The 17,619-nt window shown below is 69.2% G+C and carries 16 protein-coding genes; 4 read left to right on the top strand and 12 right to left on the bottom strand.

From position 1 onward, the window contains the following. Positions 1–408: helix-turn-helix domain-containing protein (locus tag AC27VN_RS11675; RefSeq protein WP_490876641.1), on the top strand; the 408-nt coding region annotated here is incomplete at its 5' end. Between the two features lie 126 nt (positions 409–534). Then, positions 535–1,956: an amidase gene (locus AC27VN_RS11670; protein WP_490876640.1), complete on the top strand. Its 1,422-nt coding sequence runs from the start codon at positions 535–537 to the stop codon at positions 1,954–1,956. A gap of 6 nt (positions 1,957–1,962) precedes the next feature. On the opposite strand, the gene AC27VN_RS11665 is transcribed toward AC27VN_RS11670, so the two are convergent. Then, positions 1,963–2,901 (bottom strand): 2-hydroxyacid dehydrogenase, encoded by a 939-nt coding sequence (locus tag AC27VN_RS11665; RefSeq protein ID WP_490876639.1) that lies wholly within the window; start codon positions 2,899–2,901, stop codon positions 1,963–1,965. A gap of 39 nt (positions 2,902–2,940) precedes the next feature. Then, positions 2,941–4,785 carry an ABCB family ABC transporter ATP-binding protein/permease gene (locus AC27VN_RS11660; protein WP_490876638.1) on the bottom strand — a complete coding sequence of 615 codons (1,845 nt, stop codon included), beginning with the start codon at positions 4,783–4,785 and terminating at the stop codon, positions 2,941–2,943. Positions 4,786–4,826: 41 nt separating this feature from the next. Here AC27VN_RS11660 and AC27VN_RS11655 point away from each other — a divergent pair, with 41 nt between their 5' ends. Continuing rightward, entirely contained in the window at positions 4,827–5,255 is a 429-nt protein-coding gene (locus tag AC27VN_RS11655; protein WP_057590974.1) for an acyl-CoA thioesterase, read from the top strand. A 15-nt stretch (positions 5,256–5,270) separates the two neighbouring features. On the opposite strand, the gene AC27VN_RS11650 is transcribed toward AC27VN_RS11655, so the two are convergent. The 10 genes from AC27VN_RS11650 to AC27VN_RS11605 form a co-directional block, all read right to left on the bottom strand. Further along, entirely contained in the window at positions 5,271–6,377 is a 1,107-nt protein-coding gene (locus AC27VN_RS11650) for an ABC transporter substrate-binding protein (protein ID WP_398497115.1), read from the bottom strand. 243 nt (positions 6,378–6,620) lie between these two features. Next, a complete protein-coding gene (locus AC27VN_RS11645) occupies positions 6,621–7,385 on the bottom strand; it encodes an enoyl-CoA hydratase (protein ID WP_208509310.1) in 765 nt (254 codons plus the stop codon). A 37-nt stretch (positions 7,386–7,422) separates the two neighbouring features. Next, entirely contained in the window at positions 7,423–8,016 is a 594-nt protein-coding gene (locus tag AC27VN_RS11640; RefSeq protein WP_490876637.1) for a 2-hydroxychromene-2-carboxylate isomerase, read from the bottom strand. A 65-nt stretch (positions 8,017–8,081) separates the two neighbouring features. Continuing rightward, positions 8,082–8,921 carry an acyl-CoA thioesterase gene (locus tag AC27VN_RS11635; RefSeq protein ID WP_490876636.1) on the bottom strand — a complete coding sequence of 280 codons (840 nt, stop codon included), beginning with the start codon at positions 8,919–8,921 and terminating at the stop codon, positions 8,082–8,084. A gap of 27 nt (positions 8,922–8,948) precedes the next feature. Continuing rightward, positions 8,949–9,851 (bottom strand): alpha/beta hydrolase family protein, encoded by a 903-nt coding sequence (locus tag AC27VN_RS11630; RefSeq protein WP_296729126.1) that lies wholly within the window; start codon positions 9,849–9,851, stop codon positions 8,949–8,951. A gap of 57 nt (positions 9,852–9,908) precedes the next feature. Continuing rightward, the gene (locus tag AC27VN_RS11625; RefSeq protein ID WP_490876635.1) at positions 9,909–11,108 is read right to left on the bottom strand and encodes an acetyl-CoA C-acyltransferase; all 1,200 of its coding nucleotides are present in this window, start codon (positions 11,106–11,108) and stop codon (positions 9,909–9,911) included. A gap of 11 nt (positions 11,109–11,119) precedes the next feature. Beyond that, entirely contained in the window at positions 11,120–13,519 is a 2,400-nt protein-coding gene (locus AC27VN_RS11620; RefSeq protein ID WP_490876634.1) for a 3-hydroxyacyl-CoA dehydrogenase/enoyl-CoA hydratase family protein, read from the bottom strand. Positions 13,520–13,643: 124 nt separating this feature from the next. After that, positions 13,644–14,078, bottom strand: a complete 435-nt coding sequence (locus AC27VN_RS11615) for a DUF2147 domain-containing protein (RefSeq protein WP_490876633.1) — start codon at positions 14,076–14,078, stop codon at positions 13,644–13,646. A 40-nt stretch (positions 14,079–14,118) separates the two neighbouring features. After that, on the bottom strand, positions 14,119–15,915 hold the full coding sequence (locus AC27VN_RS11610) for an acyl-CoA dehydrogenase C-terminal domain-containing protein (protein WP_208509317.1): 1,797 nt from the start codon (positions 15,913–15,915) through the stop codon (positions 14,119–14,121). Positions 15,916–15,977: 62 nt separating this feature from the next. Then, entirely contained in the window at positions 15,978–16,673 is a 696-nt protein-coding gene (locus tag AC27VN_RS11605; protein ID WP_093354015.1) for a TetR/AcrR family transcriptional regulator, read from the bottom strand. A gap of 256 nt (positions 16,674–16,929) precedes the next feature. Between AC27VN_RS11605 and AC27VN_RS11600 the strand changes: the two genes are divergently transcribed. Next, positions 16,930–17,442, top strand: a complete 513-nt coding sequence (locus tag AC27VN_RS11600; protein ID WP_490876642.1) for a sigma-70 family RNA polymerase sigma factor — start codon at positions 16,930–16,932, stop codon at positions 17,440–17,442. Positions 17,443–17,619 lie beyond the last annotated feature (177 nt).

The raw sequence follows: 17,619 nt of genomic DNA, 5'->3' as shown, positions 1-17,619 counted from the left end.
GACGTGCTGCTGGCCTGGCTCGAGGCGCTGCCCGAGGACGTGGACCTGCGCGAACTGCGTTCCACCGAGGCGCAGCGCCGCGTGGTGCGCCGCGCCTGCGAGCTGATGATGGCGCGGCCCGACGAGCCGCTGTCGATGCTCGAGGTCTGCAGTCGCATCGGCGCGAGCCAGCGCAAGCTCAACTACTGCTTCCAGAAAACGCTGGGCCTGAGCCCGGCGCGCTACCTCCGGGCGCTGCGCCTCAACGGCGTGCGGCGCGAACTCAAGCGCCTCGGTGCCGGCTCGGTGCAGGACGTCGCGGCCCACTGGGGCTTCTGGCACCTGAGCCAGTTCGCGACCGACTACCGGCGCCAGTTCGGCGAACTGCCCTCGCAGACGCTGCGTGGCGCCGCGCTGATGCACCACTGAAGGGCCGACCGGGCGACCCCAGGGGAATCCCGGGGTCCGCGGCAGTCCAGGTTTGCCAATTCTTGATACCCGCTTCGCGGCGCGATCGCTATCGTCGATCGCCATATGTCGTCCTTTCCGTCCACCTTGCCGAGCGCCCGCGCGCTCGCCGCCGCGCTGAAGCGCCGCGAGTTCTCGTGCCGCGAACTGATGCAGGCCTGCCTGGCGCGCATCGACAGCCTCAACCCGAAGGTCAACGCGCTGGTGTCGCTGCAGCCGCCCGAAGCGATGCTGCGCGAGGCCGATGCCTGCGACGCGCGGCTGGCGCGCGGCGAGCCAGTGGGCCGGCTGCACGGTTTTCCGATGGCGCCCAAGGATTTCGTCGCCACCGCGGGCATCCCCACCACGATGGGCAGCCCGCTGTTCGCGAATCAGCTCACGCCGCACGACGCGATCATGGTCGAGCGGCTGCGCCGCGCCGGCGCGATCTTCGTCGGGCGCAGCAACACGCCCGAGTTCGGCCTGGGCTCGCACACCTACAACACGGTGTTCGGCACCACGCGCAACGCCTGGAACCTCGAGCGCGCGGCCGGCGGCAGCAGCGGCGGCGCCGCGGTGGCGCTCGCGCTGCAGATGCTGCCCGTGGCCGACGGCAGCGACATGATGGGTTCGCTGCGCAACCCGGCGGCCTTCAACAACGTGATCGGCATGCGGCCCTCGCGGGGGCGCGTGCCCGGCGATCCCGACGAGGAGCTGTTCTTCCAGCAGCTCGGTTGCGAAGGCCCGATGGCGCGCACGGTGGAGGACACCGCGCGGCTGCTCTCGGTGCAGGCCGGCTTCGACGGCCGCGTGCCGCTGTCCTCGCCGCACGCCCTGCCCGCACCCGACGCCTTGCGGATCGAGGGCGAGGTGCGCGGCCTGCGCATCGGCTGGCTCGGCAGCATCTGGAGCGACCTGCCGCTCGAGCCCGGCGTGCTCGCGCTCGGCGAGAGCGCGCTCGCCACCTTCCGCGCGCTGGGCTGCGAGGTCGAGCCCTGCACCCTCGACGTGCCGCGCGCCCACAACTGGAGCGCCTGGCTGCGGCTGCGCCAGTTGCTGGTGGGCGGCAAGCTCGGTGCCTACATGAACACGCCCGCGCTGGTCGAGCAGCTCAAGCCCGAGGCGCGCTGGGAGATCGAGCAGAGCCGGCACCTCGATGCCGCCTCGCTGTTCCAGGCCTCGGTGTGGCGCTCGAACGTCTACCGCGCCTTCCTGTCGCTGTTCGAGCGCTTCGACTTCGTGCTGGCGCCGACCGCGCAGGTCTTCCCCTTCGACGCCGAGCTGCATTGGCCCGCGCAGGTGGCCGGCGTGCCGAGCGACACCTACCACCGCTGGATGGAGATCGTCACGCCGTTCACGCTGGCGGGGCTGCCCACGCTCAACGTGCGCGCGGGCTTCGGCGAGGCGGGCCTGCCGATGGGGCTGCAGCTCGCGGGGCCGATCCATGCGGACCTCGAGGTGCTGCGGCTCGGGCATGCGTACGACGAGGCCTGCGGGTGGGGCGACCGCAAGCCGCCCGTGCTGGGCTGAGTTCGCTCAGACCGGCGTGAGCACGCCGCGTCCCGCGAAGTGCCCCTCGGCATTCGCGATGAAATGGTCCACTGACTTCTGCGTCGCCTCGGGCGACCAGCCCGCCAGGTGCGGCGTCAGCAGCACGTTGTCGAGGCCGATCAGCTGTTGCGGCGGCTTCGGCTCGCTCTCGTAGACGTCGAGCGCCGCGCCCGCGATGCGGTTCTCGCGCAGCGCCGCGGCCAGCGCCTCGGTGTCGACCACGCTGCCGCGGCCGATGTTCACCAGGTAGCCCCGGGGGCCGATCGCGTCGAGCACCTCGGCATTCACCAGGTGGCGCGTGGCGGCGCCGCCGGGCGCGGCCAGCATCAGCACGTCGGCCCAGGCGGCCAGCGACTTCAGGTCGCCGAAGTAGCGGTGCGACACGCCCTCGCGCGGCGAGCGGTTGTGATAGCCGATCTCCATGTCGAAGCCCGCCGCGCGCTTGGCGATCTTCTGGCCGATGGTGCCCAGGCCGAGGATGCCGAGCTTCTTGCCCGACACGTTCGGCGGCTGCGGGATCGCCTCGCGCCACACGCCTTCGCGGCACTGGCGGTCGAGGGTGCGGAAGCCGCGCACGATGGCGATCAGCAGGCCGAAGGCATGGTCGGCCACGCAGTCGTCGTTGGTGCCGGCGCCGTTGGCGGTGACGATGCCGCGCGCGCGGGTCACCTCGAGCGGCACGCCCTCGAAGCCCGCGCCCAGGCAGCAGATCAGCTCGACCTGGGGCATGGCCTCGATCTCGGCCGGCGTGATGCCGATCACGCCGATGGTCAGCACCGCGCGGAATTCATGGCCGCGCGCGGCGATCGCGGCCGCGCGGGCTTCGTCGCCCGGCGCATAGACCACGTCGTAGACCTCGGCAATCTGGGCCTGGTGGGCGCTCGAGAGGCTGTTGAGCACCAGCAGGGGAATCTTGGTCGACACGTCTGAACTCCTGGAATCGTCAAAAAAAGAATGATCGGGCTAGAGCAAGGGCGCCGCCTCGCTCTTCTGCAAAGCCCACATCTGCGCATAGCGGCCCTGCTTCGCGAGCAGCTCGCCATGGGTGCCGCGCTCGACGATCACGCCGGCCTCGAGCACCAGGATCTCGTGCGCGTCGACCACGGTCGACAGGCGGTGCGCGATCACCAGCGTGGTCTTGTCCTGCGCCGCGCTCTTGAGCTCGGCCTGGATCGCGCGTTCGTTGGCCGAGTCGAGCGCCGAAGTGGCCTCGTCGAAGATCACGATCGGCGGGTTCTTCAGCAGCGTGCGCGCGATCGCCACGCGCTGCTTCTCGCCGCCCGACAGCTTCAGGCCGCGCTCGCCCACCGTGGTCGCGTAGCCCTGCGGGGTGGCGGCGATGAAGTCATGGATGCGCGCCGCGCGGGCCGCTTCCTCGACCTCCGCGCGCGTGGCGCCCGGGCGGCCGTAGGCGATGTTGTATTCGACCGTGTCGTTGAACAGCACCGTGTCCTGCGGCACGATGCCGATCGCGCGACGCACGCTGGCCTGCTGCACCGCGCGGATGTCCTCGCCGCCGATGGTGATGCGGCCCTGCTGCACGTCGTAGAAGCGGTAGAGCAGCCGCGCGAGCGTGGACTTGCCCGAACCCGAGGGGCCCACCACCGCCACCGTCTTGCCCGCGGGGATCTCGAAGCTCACGTGCTTGAGGATCGGCCGCGCAGCCTCGTAGGCGAAGCTCACGTCCTCGAAGCGCACCGTGGCGTCGGCACCGGCCAGCGGCTTCGCGTCGGGCGCGTCGCGCACCTCGCGCTCCTTCTCCATCAGCACGAACATCTTGTCGAGGTCGGTCAGGCTCTGCTTGATCTCGCGGTAGATCACGCCCAGGAAGTTGAGCGGGATGTAGAGCTGGATCATGAAGGCGTTGACCATCACCAGGTCGCCCAGGGTCATGCGGCCCTCGACCACGCCCGAGGTGGCGCGCCACAGCATCAGCACCAGGCTGACCGCGATCAGCGCCTGCTGGCCCGCGTTGAGCATGCTCAGCGTGCGCTGGCTGGTGATCGCGGCCTTGCGGTAGCGGTCGAGGCTGGCGTCGTAGCGCTTCGCCTCGAAGGCCTCGTTGTTGAAGTACTTGACGGTCTCGTAGTTCAACAGCGAATCGACCGCCCGGCTCTGCGCCAGCGAGTCGAGCTCGTTCATGGTCTTGCGGAACTGGGTGCGCCACTCGGTCACGGTGACCGTGAAGCCGATGTAGAGCACCAGCGCCGCCAGCGTGATCCAGACGAACAGCGCATCGAACTTCACGCCGAGGATGGCGAGCACCAGCACCAGCTCGATGATGGTCGGCACGATGCTGTAGAGCGACATCGAGATCAGCGAATGCACGCCGCGCGTGCCGCGCTCGATGTCGCGCGTCATGCCGCCGGTCTGGCGCTCGAGGTGGAAGCGCAGGCTCAGCGAATGCAGGTGGCCGAACACCTCGAGCGCGATGCGGCGCGCGGCGCCCTCGGTGGCCTTGGCGAAGATCAGCTCGCGCAGCTCGTTGAACAGCGACGTGCTGAAGCGCAGCAGCCCGTAGGCCACCAGCAGCGCGATCGGCACCACCAGCAGCGCCTGCGCCATGTCGGGCTTGGGCGTCATGGTGTCGACCAGGTTCTTCAGCAGCAGCGGCACGCCGACGTTGGCCACCTTGGCCGCCACCATGAAGCCCAGCGCGAACAGCACGCGCCATTTGTAGTCCCAGAGGTAGGGAAAGAGGCGCCGCAGCGTGGCCCAGTCGGAGCGGTCGGCGCGCGCGGGTGCGTGGCCGCCGGCATGCGGTGGGGAGGAGGTGGGGGTGGGAACAGCTTCGCCGGCGCGGCGCATGAGGGACAATCGTGGTCGTTTTTCTGCCCTGATTGTTGCCCATGTCCGATTCCCCCAGTGCCGACGCCGCCGCCACCCTGAAGAGCCTGCCCACCGACATGGAGCTGGTGCTCAAGGTGATCCCGATGCCGGCGGACTGCAATGCCAACGGCGACATCTTCGGCGGCTGGGTCATGGCGCAGTGCGACCTGGCCGGCTCGGTGATCCCGGCGCGCTACGCCAAGGGGCGCCAGGCGACGGTGGCGGTCAACGAATTCATCTTCAAGCAGCCGGTGCGCATCGGCGACATCCTGTCCTTCTATTCGAAGCTGGTGCGCATCGGCCGCACCTCGATCACCGTGACCGTGGAGGTCTTCGCCGAGCGCTTCCGCGCCCAGGGCGAGTACATCAAGGTGACGCAGGCCACCTTCACCTACGTGGCGATCGACGACAGCGGGCGGCCGCGGGCGATCGAGCAGCCGGCCGCCTGATCGGCCCGGGCAGCCTCACAGCGCCGGATCGCGCACCTTCTCGAAGCGCTCGAACTCCCGGTTGATCCAGCGCCCGTCGCGGCGCTCGGTGCGGCGGATGTAGACCGTCTGCACGATGTCGCGCGTGTAGGCGTCGATCTCGATCGGGCCGCGCGGGCTCTCGAGCTTGAGGCCGCGGAAGGCGTCGATCAGTTTCTCGGGGCTGCCGCCGCCGCGCATCAGCGGCGAGGCCATCGCGAGGTCGAGCGCCGCGAAGGCATCGTGCGCGGCCACCGCGAAATAGCCGGGCCGCAGGTGCGAGCCGTACTCGGTCTCGAAGGCCGCGGCGAAGCGGCGGTTCTCAGGCGACTCGTGCGCGTACGAGTAGTGGTGGCTGGTGACCAGCCCCTCGGCCAGCTCGCCGATGTTCTGCAGGTAGTGGTCGTCGGTGGCCTCGCCGGTCGACAGCAGCCGGATGCCGGTGTCGGCCATGCCGCGGTCGCGCCAGGCGCGCAGGAAGCCCGCCGGCATCTGGCCCGAGGGCAGGAAGAAGAACACCGCCTGCGGCTTGAGCTCGCGCAGCCGCAGCATGTAGGCCGTGTAGTCCTGCGTGGCCAGCGGCACGCGCAGCATGGCACCGACGTTGCCGCCGCCGGCCGTGATGCCCGAGACGAAGGCGGTCTCGGCATCGACGCCCGAGGCGTAGTCGGCCGTCACGGTGCAGACCTCGCGCAGCCCCTCCTTGAGCGCCCAGCGCGCCAGCGGCAGCGTGACCTGCGCGATGGTGAAGGACACGCGCACCGTGTAAGGCGAGCGCGCGGTGATGCCCGAGGAGGCCGCGTTCATGATCACCGTGGGCACCTTGGCCTGCGTGGCGACGGCCGCCACGGCATAGGCGTTGGAGCTGAAGTGCAGGCCGGTCAGCAGGTCGACGCGCTCGTTCTCCACCAGGTCGAGCGCGAGCCGGCGCGCCATGTCGGGCGCGCTCACGGGCACGTCGCGCCGCAGCAGCTCGACCGGGCGGCCCGCGATCTGCTGGTTGTGCGCGGCCAGCCAGACCGCCATGCCGGCATCGAACTGCCGCCCGCCGCCCACGTAGGCACCCGACCAGGGACCGAGCACGCCGATGCGCAGCGGCCGCACGCGCGCGAGCACCAGCGAAGGCGCCGCCAGGGTGGCGCCGAGCAGGCCCAGCGCCCGCCTGCGCGTCAGCCGAATTGCTACCTTTTCAGTAGCATCGAACGACCGCTGGGTGCGGGCTGCTGGCGTGTGTAACTGGAGGACTGGCACGCGGACCAGTGTACGCGTGCGACCCCGCCGAAGGGGCCTCGGCGGCTTGTGGAAAGCCCGTAGAACGCAGGTTGTAGGTACGGACCCGCGCCGTGCTCAGAGCTTGGAGAAATCCGGCTTGCGCTTCTCCATGAAGGCACCGAAGGCCTCGCGCGCCGCGGGCTCGCGCAGCATGCGGCCGAAGCTCGCGCCCTCCTCGTCCATGCGCTCGATGACCGCGGGCAGCTGCGCCTTCTTGAGCAGCCGCTTGGTCTCGACCAGCGCGCTCAGCGGCTTGGCCGCGAGCTTGCGCGCCTGGGTCTGGGCGATGGCATTGGCCTCGGTCGGCGGCACCACGCGGTTGACCAGACCGACCTCGAGCGCGGCCTCGGCCATGAAGGGTTCGCCCAGCAGCAGCGCCTCGGCCGCGCGGTGGTAGCCGAGCATCTGCGGCACCAGCAGGCTGGAGGCCGCCTCGGGGCACAGGCCGAGGTTGACGAAGGGCATCGAGAAGGCCGCGTTGTCGCCCGCATAGACCAGGTCGCAATGGAACAGCATCGTGGTGCCGATGCCCACCGCCGGGCCGCAGACCGCCGCGACGATCGGCTTCGGGAAGGTCGCGATGCCGCGCAGGAAGCGGAACACCGGCGAGTCCTTGCCCGCGGGCGGCGCATTGAGGAAGTCGCCGATGTCGTTGCCGGCGCTGAAGATGGTCGGGTCGCCCTGGATCAGCACGCAGCGCACGGCCGCGTCGCCCTCGGCCTTGGCCAGCGCATCGGCCAGCTCGGCGTACATCGCGCTGGTGATCGAGTTCTTCTTGTCGACGCGGTTGAAGGTGATGGTCATCACGCCGGCTTCGGCGTGGACGAGGATGTCGCTCATGGCTGGTGTCCTGTGGAAAGAAGGAAGAGGAAAGGGATCAGGCGGCCAGCGCCTCGCGCACGAAGTCGAGCCGATCCTGGCCCCAGAACATGTCGCTGCCCACGAACATGGTGGGCGCGCCGAACACGCCGCGCGCCACGGCCTCCTGCGTGACGGCCTTCAGGCGGTCCTTGACCTCCTGCTGGCCCGCGGCCGCGAGCAGCGCCGCGGGATCGAAGCCCGCCGCCTGCAGCACCGCGCCCACCTCGGCCGGATCGTTGAGGTTGCGCGGCTCGACCCACATCGCGTGGTAGATCGCGTCGACGTAGGCATCGAAGCGCCCCGGCTGCTGCAGCTGGATCGCGGTGGCACCGCGCATCAGCAGCAGCGTGTTGATCGGGAAGTGCGGGTTGTGCACGAAGGGCACGCCGTAGCGCTTGGCGAAGCGCTGCAGGTCGATCGTCATGTACGGGCCCTTGGGCGCGATCTCGGCCGGCGAGTGGTTGCCCGTGGCCTGGAACACGCCGCCCAGCAGCATCGGTTTCCAGACCAGCTCGGCACCGGTGTCGGCGCACACGTGGGGCAGCTGGGTCGCGGCGAGGTAGGCGGCGGGGCTGCCGAAATCGAAATAGAACTCGACGGTCTTCGTCATGCGGCGTTGTCTCCTGGGTGGGCTGGATTCTCTCCGGGCGGCCGCGGGCCTTGCGGAACCGGAGGCTATTCCTTGTAGTAGACGATCTGGTTCGAGGTCGCGAGCAGCACGCCGGCCTCGCTCCACAGCTGCGCGGTCTGGTCGAAGAAGCCGTTGAAGAACTGCTGGCCCGTCGCCTGCCCGAGCAGGAAGCCGGTGCCGACCTCGGCCAGTTGCGCCGCGTCGGCGTGGAAGTAGGTGGTGATCGACACCGTGCCGGCCGGCACGTGCTTGGCGCGGCGCAACCAGATGCGCGGATAGAACACGTCGCTCATCGCCGCGAGCGAGGGCAGGTCGAGCGGCCGCGCCTGCGCGTCGCGCACCCAGATGCGGGTCTCGCTGTGCTGCAGGCTGCCGTCCCACTGCGCGGGGATGCCGCCGCTGAACGGGCGCATCTCGTACTGCTGTACCCAGGCCACGCCGGCCGGGCCGATGCGGATCGGCTCGACCGCCTCGGGCTTCGGCACCTCGGGCATGGCGAGGTCGCTCTGGCTCCAGGTCTCGCGCCGCGCGGCCGTCACCACGGTGGCGGTGGTCGTCATGTTCGGCGCGCCGTCCGCGCCGGGCTGCGTGATCTGCACGGTCCAGTGCTGGGTCGAGCGGTTGGTGCGCACCGCGGTCGCCTGCACGTCGAAGGCACCGGCCTCGAGCGCGGCCGCGTAGTTCACGGTCAGTGCGATCGGCGTGCCCAGCAGGTCCGGATGCTGCAGCACCGACTGCAGCGCGACCGCCGCGGTGGTGCCGCCGAAGGGACCGACCATGTTCCAGTAGTCGGGGCTGGTGGTGCCCGTGAAATGGCCCGCGCGCAGGTCGCTGTGCTGCAGTGCGATGGCCTTGTCGAAGGGATGGGGAGTGCTCGTGCTCATGGCCGCAGTGTGCTCCGGCGCGCGGCCTCAGGCAGTCGTGTGCGGGACGCCCGCGGCCGGCGATGTCAGCGCGCCCAGGCGATGCAGCTTGTCGACCGTGGCGGGCCACAGGCTCTGGCTGAACTGCTCGCGGAAGAAGCCGAAGTGGCCGATGCGCCGCGCCTGCACGTCGGCCGGCGCGATGCGTTCGATGGCGCGCGGCGCCTGGTCGTAGAAGCTCACCAGGCTGTGCGTGCCGGCCAGCGTCATCAGCTCGTCGTCGGTCATCGACAGCGCGAGCACCGGGAAGCGCACGCGGCTGTAGCTCTTCTGCGCCAGCTCGCCCTCGGCGCCCACGCTGTAGCGCGGGTTCAGGCACCAGCGCCGCCATTGCAGGATCACGCCGCGCGGCAGGTCACCGACCTTCCTGAGCTTGCGGCCCGGGAAGTAGCCGCACAGCCGCGTGACCAGCGGCACCAGCACGAACCAGAAGTAGAGGATGCTGCGCTTGAGCCGCGGCGCGTTCTCGCGCCAGTAGCCGCTGCCGGCCGCGATGCTCACCAGGCCGTCGACCTGCTCGGGGCGCTGCAGGAAGCCCGGCAGCTGCGCGCCGAGGCTGTGGCCCAGCAGGTAGAGCGGCTGCGCGGGCAGCGCGGCCTTGGCCGCGTCGATGACCGCCTCGTAGTCGCGCGCCCAGTCGAACAGGTCGGCCTCGAAACCGCGCAGCGAGGCGGCGCCACGCGAGTCGCCCGAGCCGCGGTAGTCGAAGGTCCAGACGCGCAGCCCCTGGCCCGCGAGCCAGCGCGCGAAGGCCTCGTAGAAGGACTGGCGCACGCCCATGGCGCCGCCGATCACGATGCTGGCGCGCGGCGCGCCCGCGGGTTCGTAGCGGCGCACCGCCAGTTGCTGCGCGCCACCGTCGACCGGAAGCTGCTGCTGCGTCTGTTCCATCACTGTCCTGTCTCCTGGTTGCACCGGCACTCGTCGCGTTGCCTGGCGCGTGATCGATCAGACGCGCTCGAAGATGCCGGCGGCGCCCTGCCCCATGCCCACGCACATCGTGACCATGCCGTACTTGAGCTTCTCGCGCTGCAGTGCGTGCACCACCGTGGCCGAGCGGATCGCGCCGGTCGCGCCCAGCGGATGGCCCAGCGCGATCGCGCCGCCCATCGGGTTGACCTTCGACGGGTCGAGCCCCAGGGTGTCGATGACCGCGAGCGACTGGGCCGCGAAGGCCTCGTTGAGCTCGATCCAGTCGATGTCCTGCTGGCTCAGGCCGGCATAGCGCAGCGCCGCGGGGATCGCCTCGATCGGGCCGATGCCCATGATGTGCGGCGGCACGCCCTTGCTCGCGAAGCTCACGAAGCGCGCCAGCGGCGTCAGGCCGAACTGCTTGACCGCCTTCTCGCTCGCCAGGATCAGCGCGCCCGCGCCGTCGGAGGTCTGCGAGCTGTTGCCGGCCGTGACCGTGCCGCGCGCGGCGAACACGGTGCGCAGCTTGGCGAGGCCTTCGATCGAGGTGTCGGGGCGCGCGCCTTCGTCGAGGTTCACGGTGCGCGTGGTCGCGATCGCTTCGCCGCTCTCGAGATCGGGCGCGCGGTCGGTCACCTCGATCGGCGTGATCTCGTCCGCGAACTTGCCGGCCTTCTGCGCGGCCAGCGCCTTCTGGTGCGAGGCCAGCGCGAATTCGTCCTGGGCCTGGCGGCTCACCCTCCACTGCTGCGCGACCTTCTCGGCCGTCAGGCCCATGCCGTAGGCGATGCCCACGTCACCGTCGCGCTCGAAGATGGAGGGCGACAACGAGGGCGAGTTGCCCATCATCGGCACCATGCTCATGCTCTCGACGCCGGCCGCGATCATCACGTCGGCCTCGCCGACGCGGATGCGGTCGGCCGCCATCTGCACCGCCGACAGGCCCGAGGCGCAGAAGCGGTTGACCGTGATGCCGCCGACGCTGGTCGGCAGGCCCGCGAGCACCGCGCCGATGCGCGCGACGTTCAGGCCCTGCTGCGCCTCGGGGATGGCGCAGCCGCAGATGATGTCCTCGATGGCCTTCGGATCGAGACCGGGCACTGCAGCCAGCGCGGCCTTCAGCGTGGTCGCGAGCAGGTCGTCGGGACGGTGGTTGCGGAAGTAGCCGCGGTGCGACTTGCCGATGGGGGTGCGGGTGGCCGCGACGATGTAGGCGTCTTGTACTTGCTTGCTCATGAAATCCGTCCTCAGTTGCGCACCGGCTTGCCGGTGCTGAGCATCCCCATGATCCGCTCCTGCGTCTTGGGGTGCACGATGAGCGAGCAGAACGCCTTGCGTTCCAGCGCCATCAGGTATTCCTCGGTCACGAGCGAGCCCGCGTCCACGTCGCCGCCGGTGACCACGTTCGCGATCAGGCTCGCGATGTGGAAGTCGTGCGCGCTGATGAAGCCGCCGTCGCGCATGTTCACGAGCTGGCCCTTGATCGTCGCGGCGCCGCTGCGGCCCGCCACGCGGAAGCTGCGGCGCAGCGGCGGGCGATAGCCGGCGTCGGCCATGGCCTTGGCCTGCTGCAGCGCCACGTAGAGCAGCTCGTCCTTGTTCGGCACGATCACATCGCTGTCGAGCAGGTAGCCGAGCTTCCTCGAATCGAGCGCGCCCGTGCCCACCTTGGCCATCGCCGCGGCGGTGAAGCCTTCGGTGAGGAAGGGCAGCAGGTCGGTGCCGGTCGAGGCCGAGGCGTTCTCGGCCGCGCGGCGCGCGATGTAGGTCAGGCCGCCGGCGCCGGGGATCAGGCCCACGCCGACCTCGACCAGGCCGATGTAGCTTTCCATCGCCGCCACGCGCTTCGACGAGTACACGGCGAGTTCGCAGCCACCGCCCAGCGCCAGGCCGCGCACGGCCGAGACCACCGGCACGTTGGCATAGCGGATCTTGAGCATCACGTTCTGCAGCTCTTCCTCCGCGCCCTCGACCGCGCCGATGCCCGCGACCACGAAGGCCGGCAGCATCGCCTGCAGGTCGGCGCCGACCGAGAACATCTCGTCGGGCGACCAGATCACCAGGCCCTTGTATTCGGCCTCGGCGAGTTCGACCGCGGCGCCGAGCGCCTCGGCCACGTCGGGGCTGATGGCGTGCATCTTCGAATGGATGCTCGCGATCAGCACCTCGCCGTCGAGCGTCCACACGCGCACGTCGCCTTCGTCGCTGATCGTGGTGCCGGCCGTGTTGGCATCGGCCGCGTTCGCGCCGAGCACGCTCTCGGGGAACAGCTGGCGGTCGTGCACCGGCAGCTTGCGCTGCGGCACGAACTTGTTCCGCGAAGCGCTCCACGAACCTTCGGGCGTGTGCACGCCGCCGGCCTCGGCCACCGGGCCTTCGAACACCCACTTCGGCAGCGGCGCGCTGCTCAGCGCCTTGCCGGCGTCGATGTCTTCCTGCACCCACTTCGCGACCTGCGCCCAGCCGGCTTCCTGCCAGAGCTCGAACGGGCCCTGCTTCATGCCGAAGCCCCAGCGCATCGCGAAGTCGATGTCGCGCGCGCTCTCGGCGATGTCGCCCAGGTGCACGGCCGCGTAATGGAAGCCGTCGCGCAGGATCGCCCAGAGGAACTGGCCCTGCGGTCCTTCGCTCTCGCGCAGCAGCTTCAGGCGCTCGCCCGCGGGTTTCTTGAGCATGCGGCCGTAGACCTCGTCGGCCTTGGCACCGGCAGGCACGTAGTCGCCGCTCTGGAGGTCGAAGCGCAGGATGTCGCGGCCCACCTTCTTGAAGAAACCGGCCTTGGTCTTCTGGCCCAGGTTCTTCAGTTCCAGCAGCTTGGCGAGCACCGGCGGCGTCGCGAAGTTGGCGTAGAAGGGATCGGTCTCGGCAGTAAGGTTGTCCTGCAGCGTCTTCACCACGTGGGCCATGGTGTCCAGGCCCACCACGTCGGCGGTGCGGAAGGTGCCCGAGCTCGCGCGGCCCAGCTTCTTGCCCGTGAGGTCGTCCACCACGTCGGGCGTGAGGCCGAACTTCTCGACTTCCTTCAGCGTGGCCAGCATGCCGGCGATGCCGACGCGGTTGGCGATGAAGTTGGGCGTGTCGTGCGCGCGCACCACGCCCTTGCCGAGCGTGCTGATGACGAAGGCCTCGAGGTCGTCGAGCACCTGCGGTTGCGTGGTGGGCGTGTTGATCAGCTCCACCAGGAACATGTAGCGCGGCGGATTGAAGAAGTGGATGCCGCAGAAGCGCGGCTTCAGTGCTTCGGGCAATGCCTCGCTGAGCTTGGTGATCGACAGGCCCGAGGTGTTCGAGGCCAGGATCGCGTGCTTGGCGACGTGCGGCGCGATCTTCTTGTAGAGATCGAGCTTCCAGTCCATGCGCTCGGCGATCGCCTCGATCACCAGGTCGCACTCGCCGAGCAGGTCGAGGTTGTCGTCGTAGTTGGCCTGTTCGATCAGGCCCGCATCGGCCACGTCGCCCAGCGGCGCGGGCTTGAGCTTCTTGAGGTTGTCGATGGCGCGCGTGACGATGCCGTTCTTCGGGCCTTCCTTGGCCGCCAGGTCGAACAGCACCACCGGCACGCGCACGTTGACGAGGTGGGCTGCGATCTGCGCGCCCATCACGCCGGCGCCAAGCACGGCGACCTTCTTCACTTGAAATCTGGACATAACAGAGCTTTTTGGGGTTCTGACTTATTCGGGGAACACCGTGGAACCGGCTTTGCCGGGCCACTGGTGTTGCCCCCTTGAGGGGGGAGGCGGCTACACGAAGTGAGCAAGCAACGGGGGTGGGTCAAGGAACGCGGTTCCAGGTTTGGGTGCGCCAGAAGGGGCCGAGGTAGCCGCGCACTTCCAGCTTCTTGCCGCCGTCGATCGGCGTGAAGCTCGCGCGGTATTCCTTGCCGTTCTCGGGGTCGAGGATCTTCCCGCCCTCCCAGACGTCCTTGCCGTCGGCCTTCTTGCCGCCGCGGATGATCTCCAGGCCGGCGATCGGCTGGCCCTTGCGGTCGTCCGAGCATTCGTCGCAGACCGCGTCGGGCTTGCCATCCTTCTTCAACGACTTCTCGATGCGGCCCAGCAGCGCGCCGCCGGCCTCGCCGATGCGGATCTCGGCCTTGGCCTCGCCGGTCTTGTCGTCGACGTTGCGCCACAGGCCCACCGGGGTGGTCTGGGCCAGGGCCGTGACCGAGGTCGCGACGAGGACGAGGGCTGCAAGCGTTGCTTTCATGGTCGGCTCCGGGAAGTGGTCGAAGAGGGGAAGCGCGGACTCAGGCCAGCGCGGCGTCGGTGTCCATCAGCACCTTGCTGCCGGCACGGGCCGTGCGCATCAGCGTCGCGGTCTCGGGGAACAGCTTGGCGAAGTAGAAGCGCGCGGTCTGCAGCTTGGCGACGTAGAACGGATCGGTGTTGCCGGCCGCGATCTCGCGCAGCGCGACCTGCGCCATGCGGGCGAACAGGTAGCCGAACACGAAGTGGCCGGCCACGCGCAGGTAGTCCACCGCGGCGGCGCCGACTTCGTCGGGGTTCTGGAAGCCCTTGAAGCCGATCTCGGTCGTGAACTTGGTGAGCTGGTCGCCCAGGCCCGCGATCGGATTGATGAACTCGGCCATCTTCTCGTTCACGCCCTCTTCTTCCACCAACTTCGCGACCAGCTTGCCGAACTTCTTCAGCGAGGCGCCGTTGTTGCCCAGCACCTTGCGGCCCAGCAAGTCGAGCGACTGCACGGTGTTCGTGCCTTCGTAGATCATGTTGATGCGGTTGTCGCGCACGTACTGCTCCATGCCCCATTCCTTGATGAAGCCATGGCCGCCGAAGACCTGCATGCAGGCGTTGGTCGCGATGTGGCCGTTGTCAGTGATGAAGGCCTTCACGATCGGCGTGAGCAGCGCGACCAGTTCGCCGCTGTCCTTGCGCACCTTCTCGTCGGGATGGTGGTGCTCCTTGTCGAGCAGCAGGGTGCAGAACACCTGCAGCGCGCGGCCGCCCTCGGCATAGGCCTTGGCGGTCAGCAGCATCTTGCGCACGTCGGGGTGCACGATGATCGGGTCGGCTTCCTTGTCCTTGGCCTTCACGCCCGACAGCGAGCGCATCTGCAGGCGGTCCTTGGCATAGGCCAGCGCGTTCTGGAACGCCACCTCGGTCAGGCCCAGCGACTGGTTGCCCACGCCCAGGCGCGCGGCGTTCATCATCACGAACATCGCGGCCAGGCCCTTGTTGGGCTCGCCCACCAGCGAACCGGTGGCGCCCTCGATCACGATCTGCGCGGTGGCGTTGCCGTGGATGCCCATCTTGTGCTCGAGGCCGGAGCAGAAGATCGGGTTGCGCTCGCCGAGCGAACCATCGGCCTTGACCTTGAACTTCGGCACCACGAACAGGCTGATGCCCTTGCTGCCCTTGGGCGCGTCGGGCAGGCGGGCCAGCACCAGGTGGATGATGTTGCCGGCCATGTCGTGCTCGCCGGCCGAGATGAAGATCTTGTTGCCGGTGATGCGGTAGCTGCCGTCGGGCTGCGGTTCGGCCTTGGTGCGCAGCAGGCCGAGGTCGGTGCCGCAGTGGGGTTCGGTCAGGCACATGGTGCCGGTCCATTCGCCGCTCACCAGCTTGGGCAGGTAGGTCTTCTTCTGCTCGTCGGTGCCGTGCGCCACCAGCGCCTCGTAGGCGCCGTGCGAGAGGCCCGGGTACATGGTCCAGGCCTGGTTCGCGCTGTTGAGCATCTCGAACAGGCACTGGTTGACCACGAAGGGCAGGCCCTGGCCGCCGAAGGCCGGGTCGCACGACAGCGCGGGCCAGCCGCCCTCGACGTACTTGGCATAGGCCTCCTTGAAGCCCTTGGGCGTCTTCACCTCGTGCGTGGCCTTGTCGAGCACGCAGCCTTCCTCGTCGCCGCTGATGTTGAGCGGGAAGGTGACCTCGGCCGCGAACTTGCCGGCCTCCTCGATCACCGCGTTGATGGTGTCGGCGTCGGTCTCGGCATGCGCGGGCAGTGCCTTGAGTTCCTCGGCGACGTTGAGCACTTCGTGCAGCACGAACTGCATGTCGCGCACGGGTGGGTTGTAGCTGGGCATCCGGAACTCTCCTGGTCGAACTGAAAGATGATGAAAGGGAAAAGGAAAAAGGTGCCGCGCGCTCAGCGCACGGTCTTGAGGCGGCGCACGCGCGAGGGCGCGGCGGCGGTCGCGGTCGGCGCGGGCGTCCCGGCCGCCGCATAGCGGCCGAGGATGTTGTCGAAGCCGGTATTGGCGCGGCCGATGGAGCCGGGCACGCGCAGGAAGCGGGCCTCGTAGTGCAGCGCGAGGATCAGGCCGTGGATCTCGAACGCGACCTGGCGCTCGTCGGCGTCGGCGTTGAGATGGCCCTCCTCCTTCGACTGCACGATCGCGCGCAGCACGGCGGCCTGCCAGATCGAGACCGACTCCACCAGCGCATCGCGCACCGGGCCCGGGCGGTCGTCGAATTCGGAAGCGCCGCTGATGTAGATGCAGCCCGAGTCGATCTCGGTCGAGGTGCGCTTCATCCAGTTGGCGAACATCGCGCGCAGCCGCGGCAGGCCGCGATCGGCCTCGATGGCGGGGAAGAACACTTCCTGCTCGAAGCGCGCGTGATACTCGCGCACCACCGAGATCTGCAGCTCCTCGCGCGAGCCGAAATGGGCGAACACGCCCGACTTGCTCATCTTGGTGATCTCGGCCACGGCGCCGATCGACAGGCCCTCGAGCCCGATCTGCGCGGCGAGCGCCAATGCGGCGTCGACGATCACGGCCTTGGTCTGCTGGCCCTTCTGGGCGGCGCGGGCCGGCTTGGCGGAAACGGCATTGACGGACATCGTGGGGTTCCAGACAAAAACGAACGGTCGTTCTATTTTGCAGGGGCTTTCGATTTTTGGCCGGCAAAGACCTTGAGCCCGAAAAGGTTATCAACGAAAAGCAACCCGCCGATGACAACCGGTGCTGAGGGCCCGCGGCGCGGGGCTTCGTCGATAATGAGAAGAGTTCCCATCCACGATGCGCGCAAGGTCAGCCGCCGCCACATCCCACGCCAGCCTGTCGACGGAACGCTTCCTTCCATGGCATGGGTCGATCGTGCTCGAGCGCTACTACCGCGAACTGCTGAACTTCCTTTCCCGCACGGTGAACGACCGCGATGCCGCGGCCGACCTGGCGCAGGAGAGCTATGCGCGCGTGCTCGCGCTGCGGCAGTCGGGCGAGGCGATCTCCAACGTGCGCGCGCTGCTCTACCGCACGGCGCGCAACCTGGTGATCGACCGGCACCGCCGCGCCGTGCTGCGCGACCACGAGGACATCGATGCGCTGGCCGATGCCGACCGCGCCATCGCGCCCCGGCATGCGCAGCCCGAGGAGGCCTACGCGTCGGCCCAGCATGCCCAGGCCATCCTCGCGGCGATCGAGGCCCTGCCGCCGCGCTGCCGCGAGGCCTTCGTGCTGAACCGCTTCGAGGGCCTGTCGCACCAGGAAGTAGCCGAGCGCATGGGCATCTCGAAGAACATGGTGGCGCAGCACGTGATCCGCGGCGTGCTGGCCTGCAAGGCCTGTGAGGACTCTTTCGGCACCGGGACCAGCGACCACAATCGATAGCGCGTCGCCGCGCCGACCTCCACTTCGAGGCCGCTCGAGCGTCTCCATCCAGAACAGAGAATTTCCCCGCATGACCGTGTCCCCGCCCCCGCCCACCGACCGCGCGCCGGATGCCGAACAGGCCGCCGCGCACTGGCTGGTACGCCGGCAGGACGGGCTGGCGCCGGACGAGGCGAC

This window comes from Variovorax sp. 20P10.2.4 (assembly GCF_058244205.1).
The sequence above is the reverse complement of the archived record's forward strand: the minus strand, read 5'-3'. Positions and strand labels throughout refer to the sequence as shown.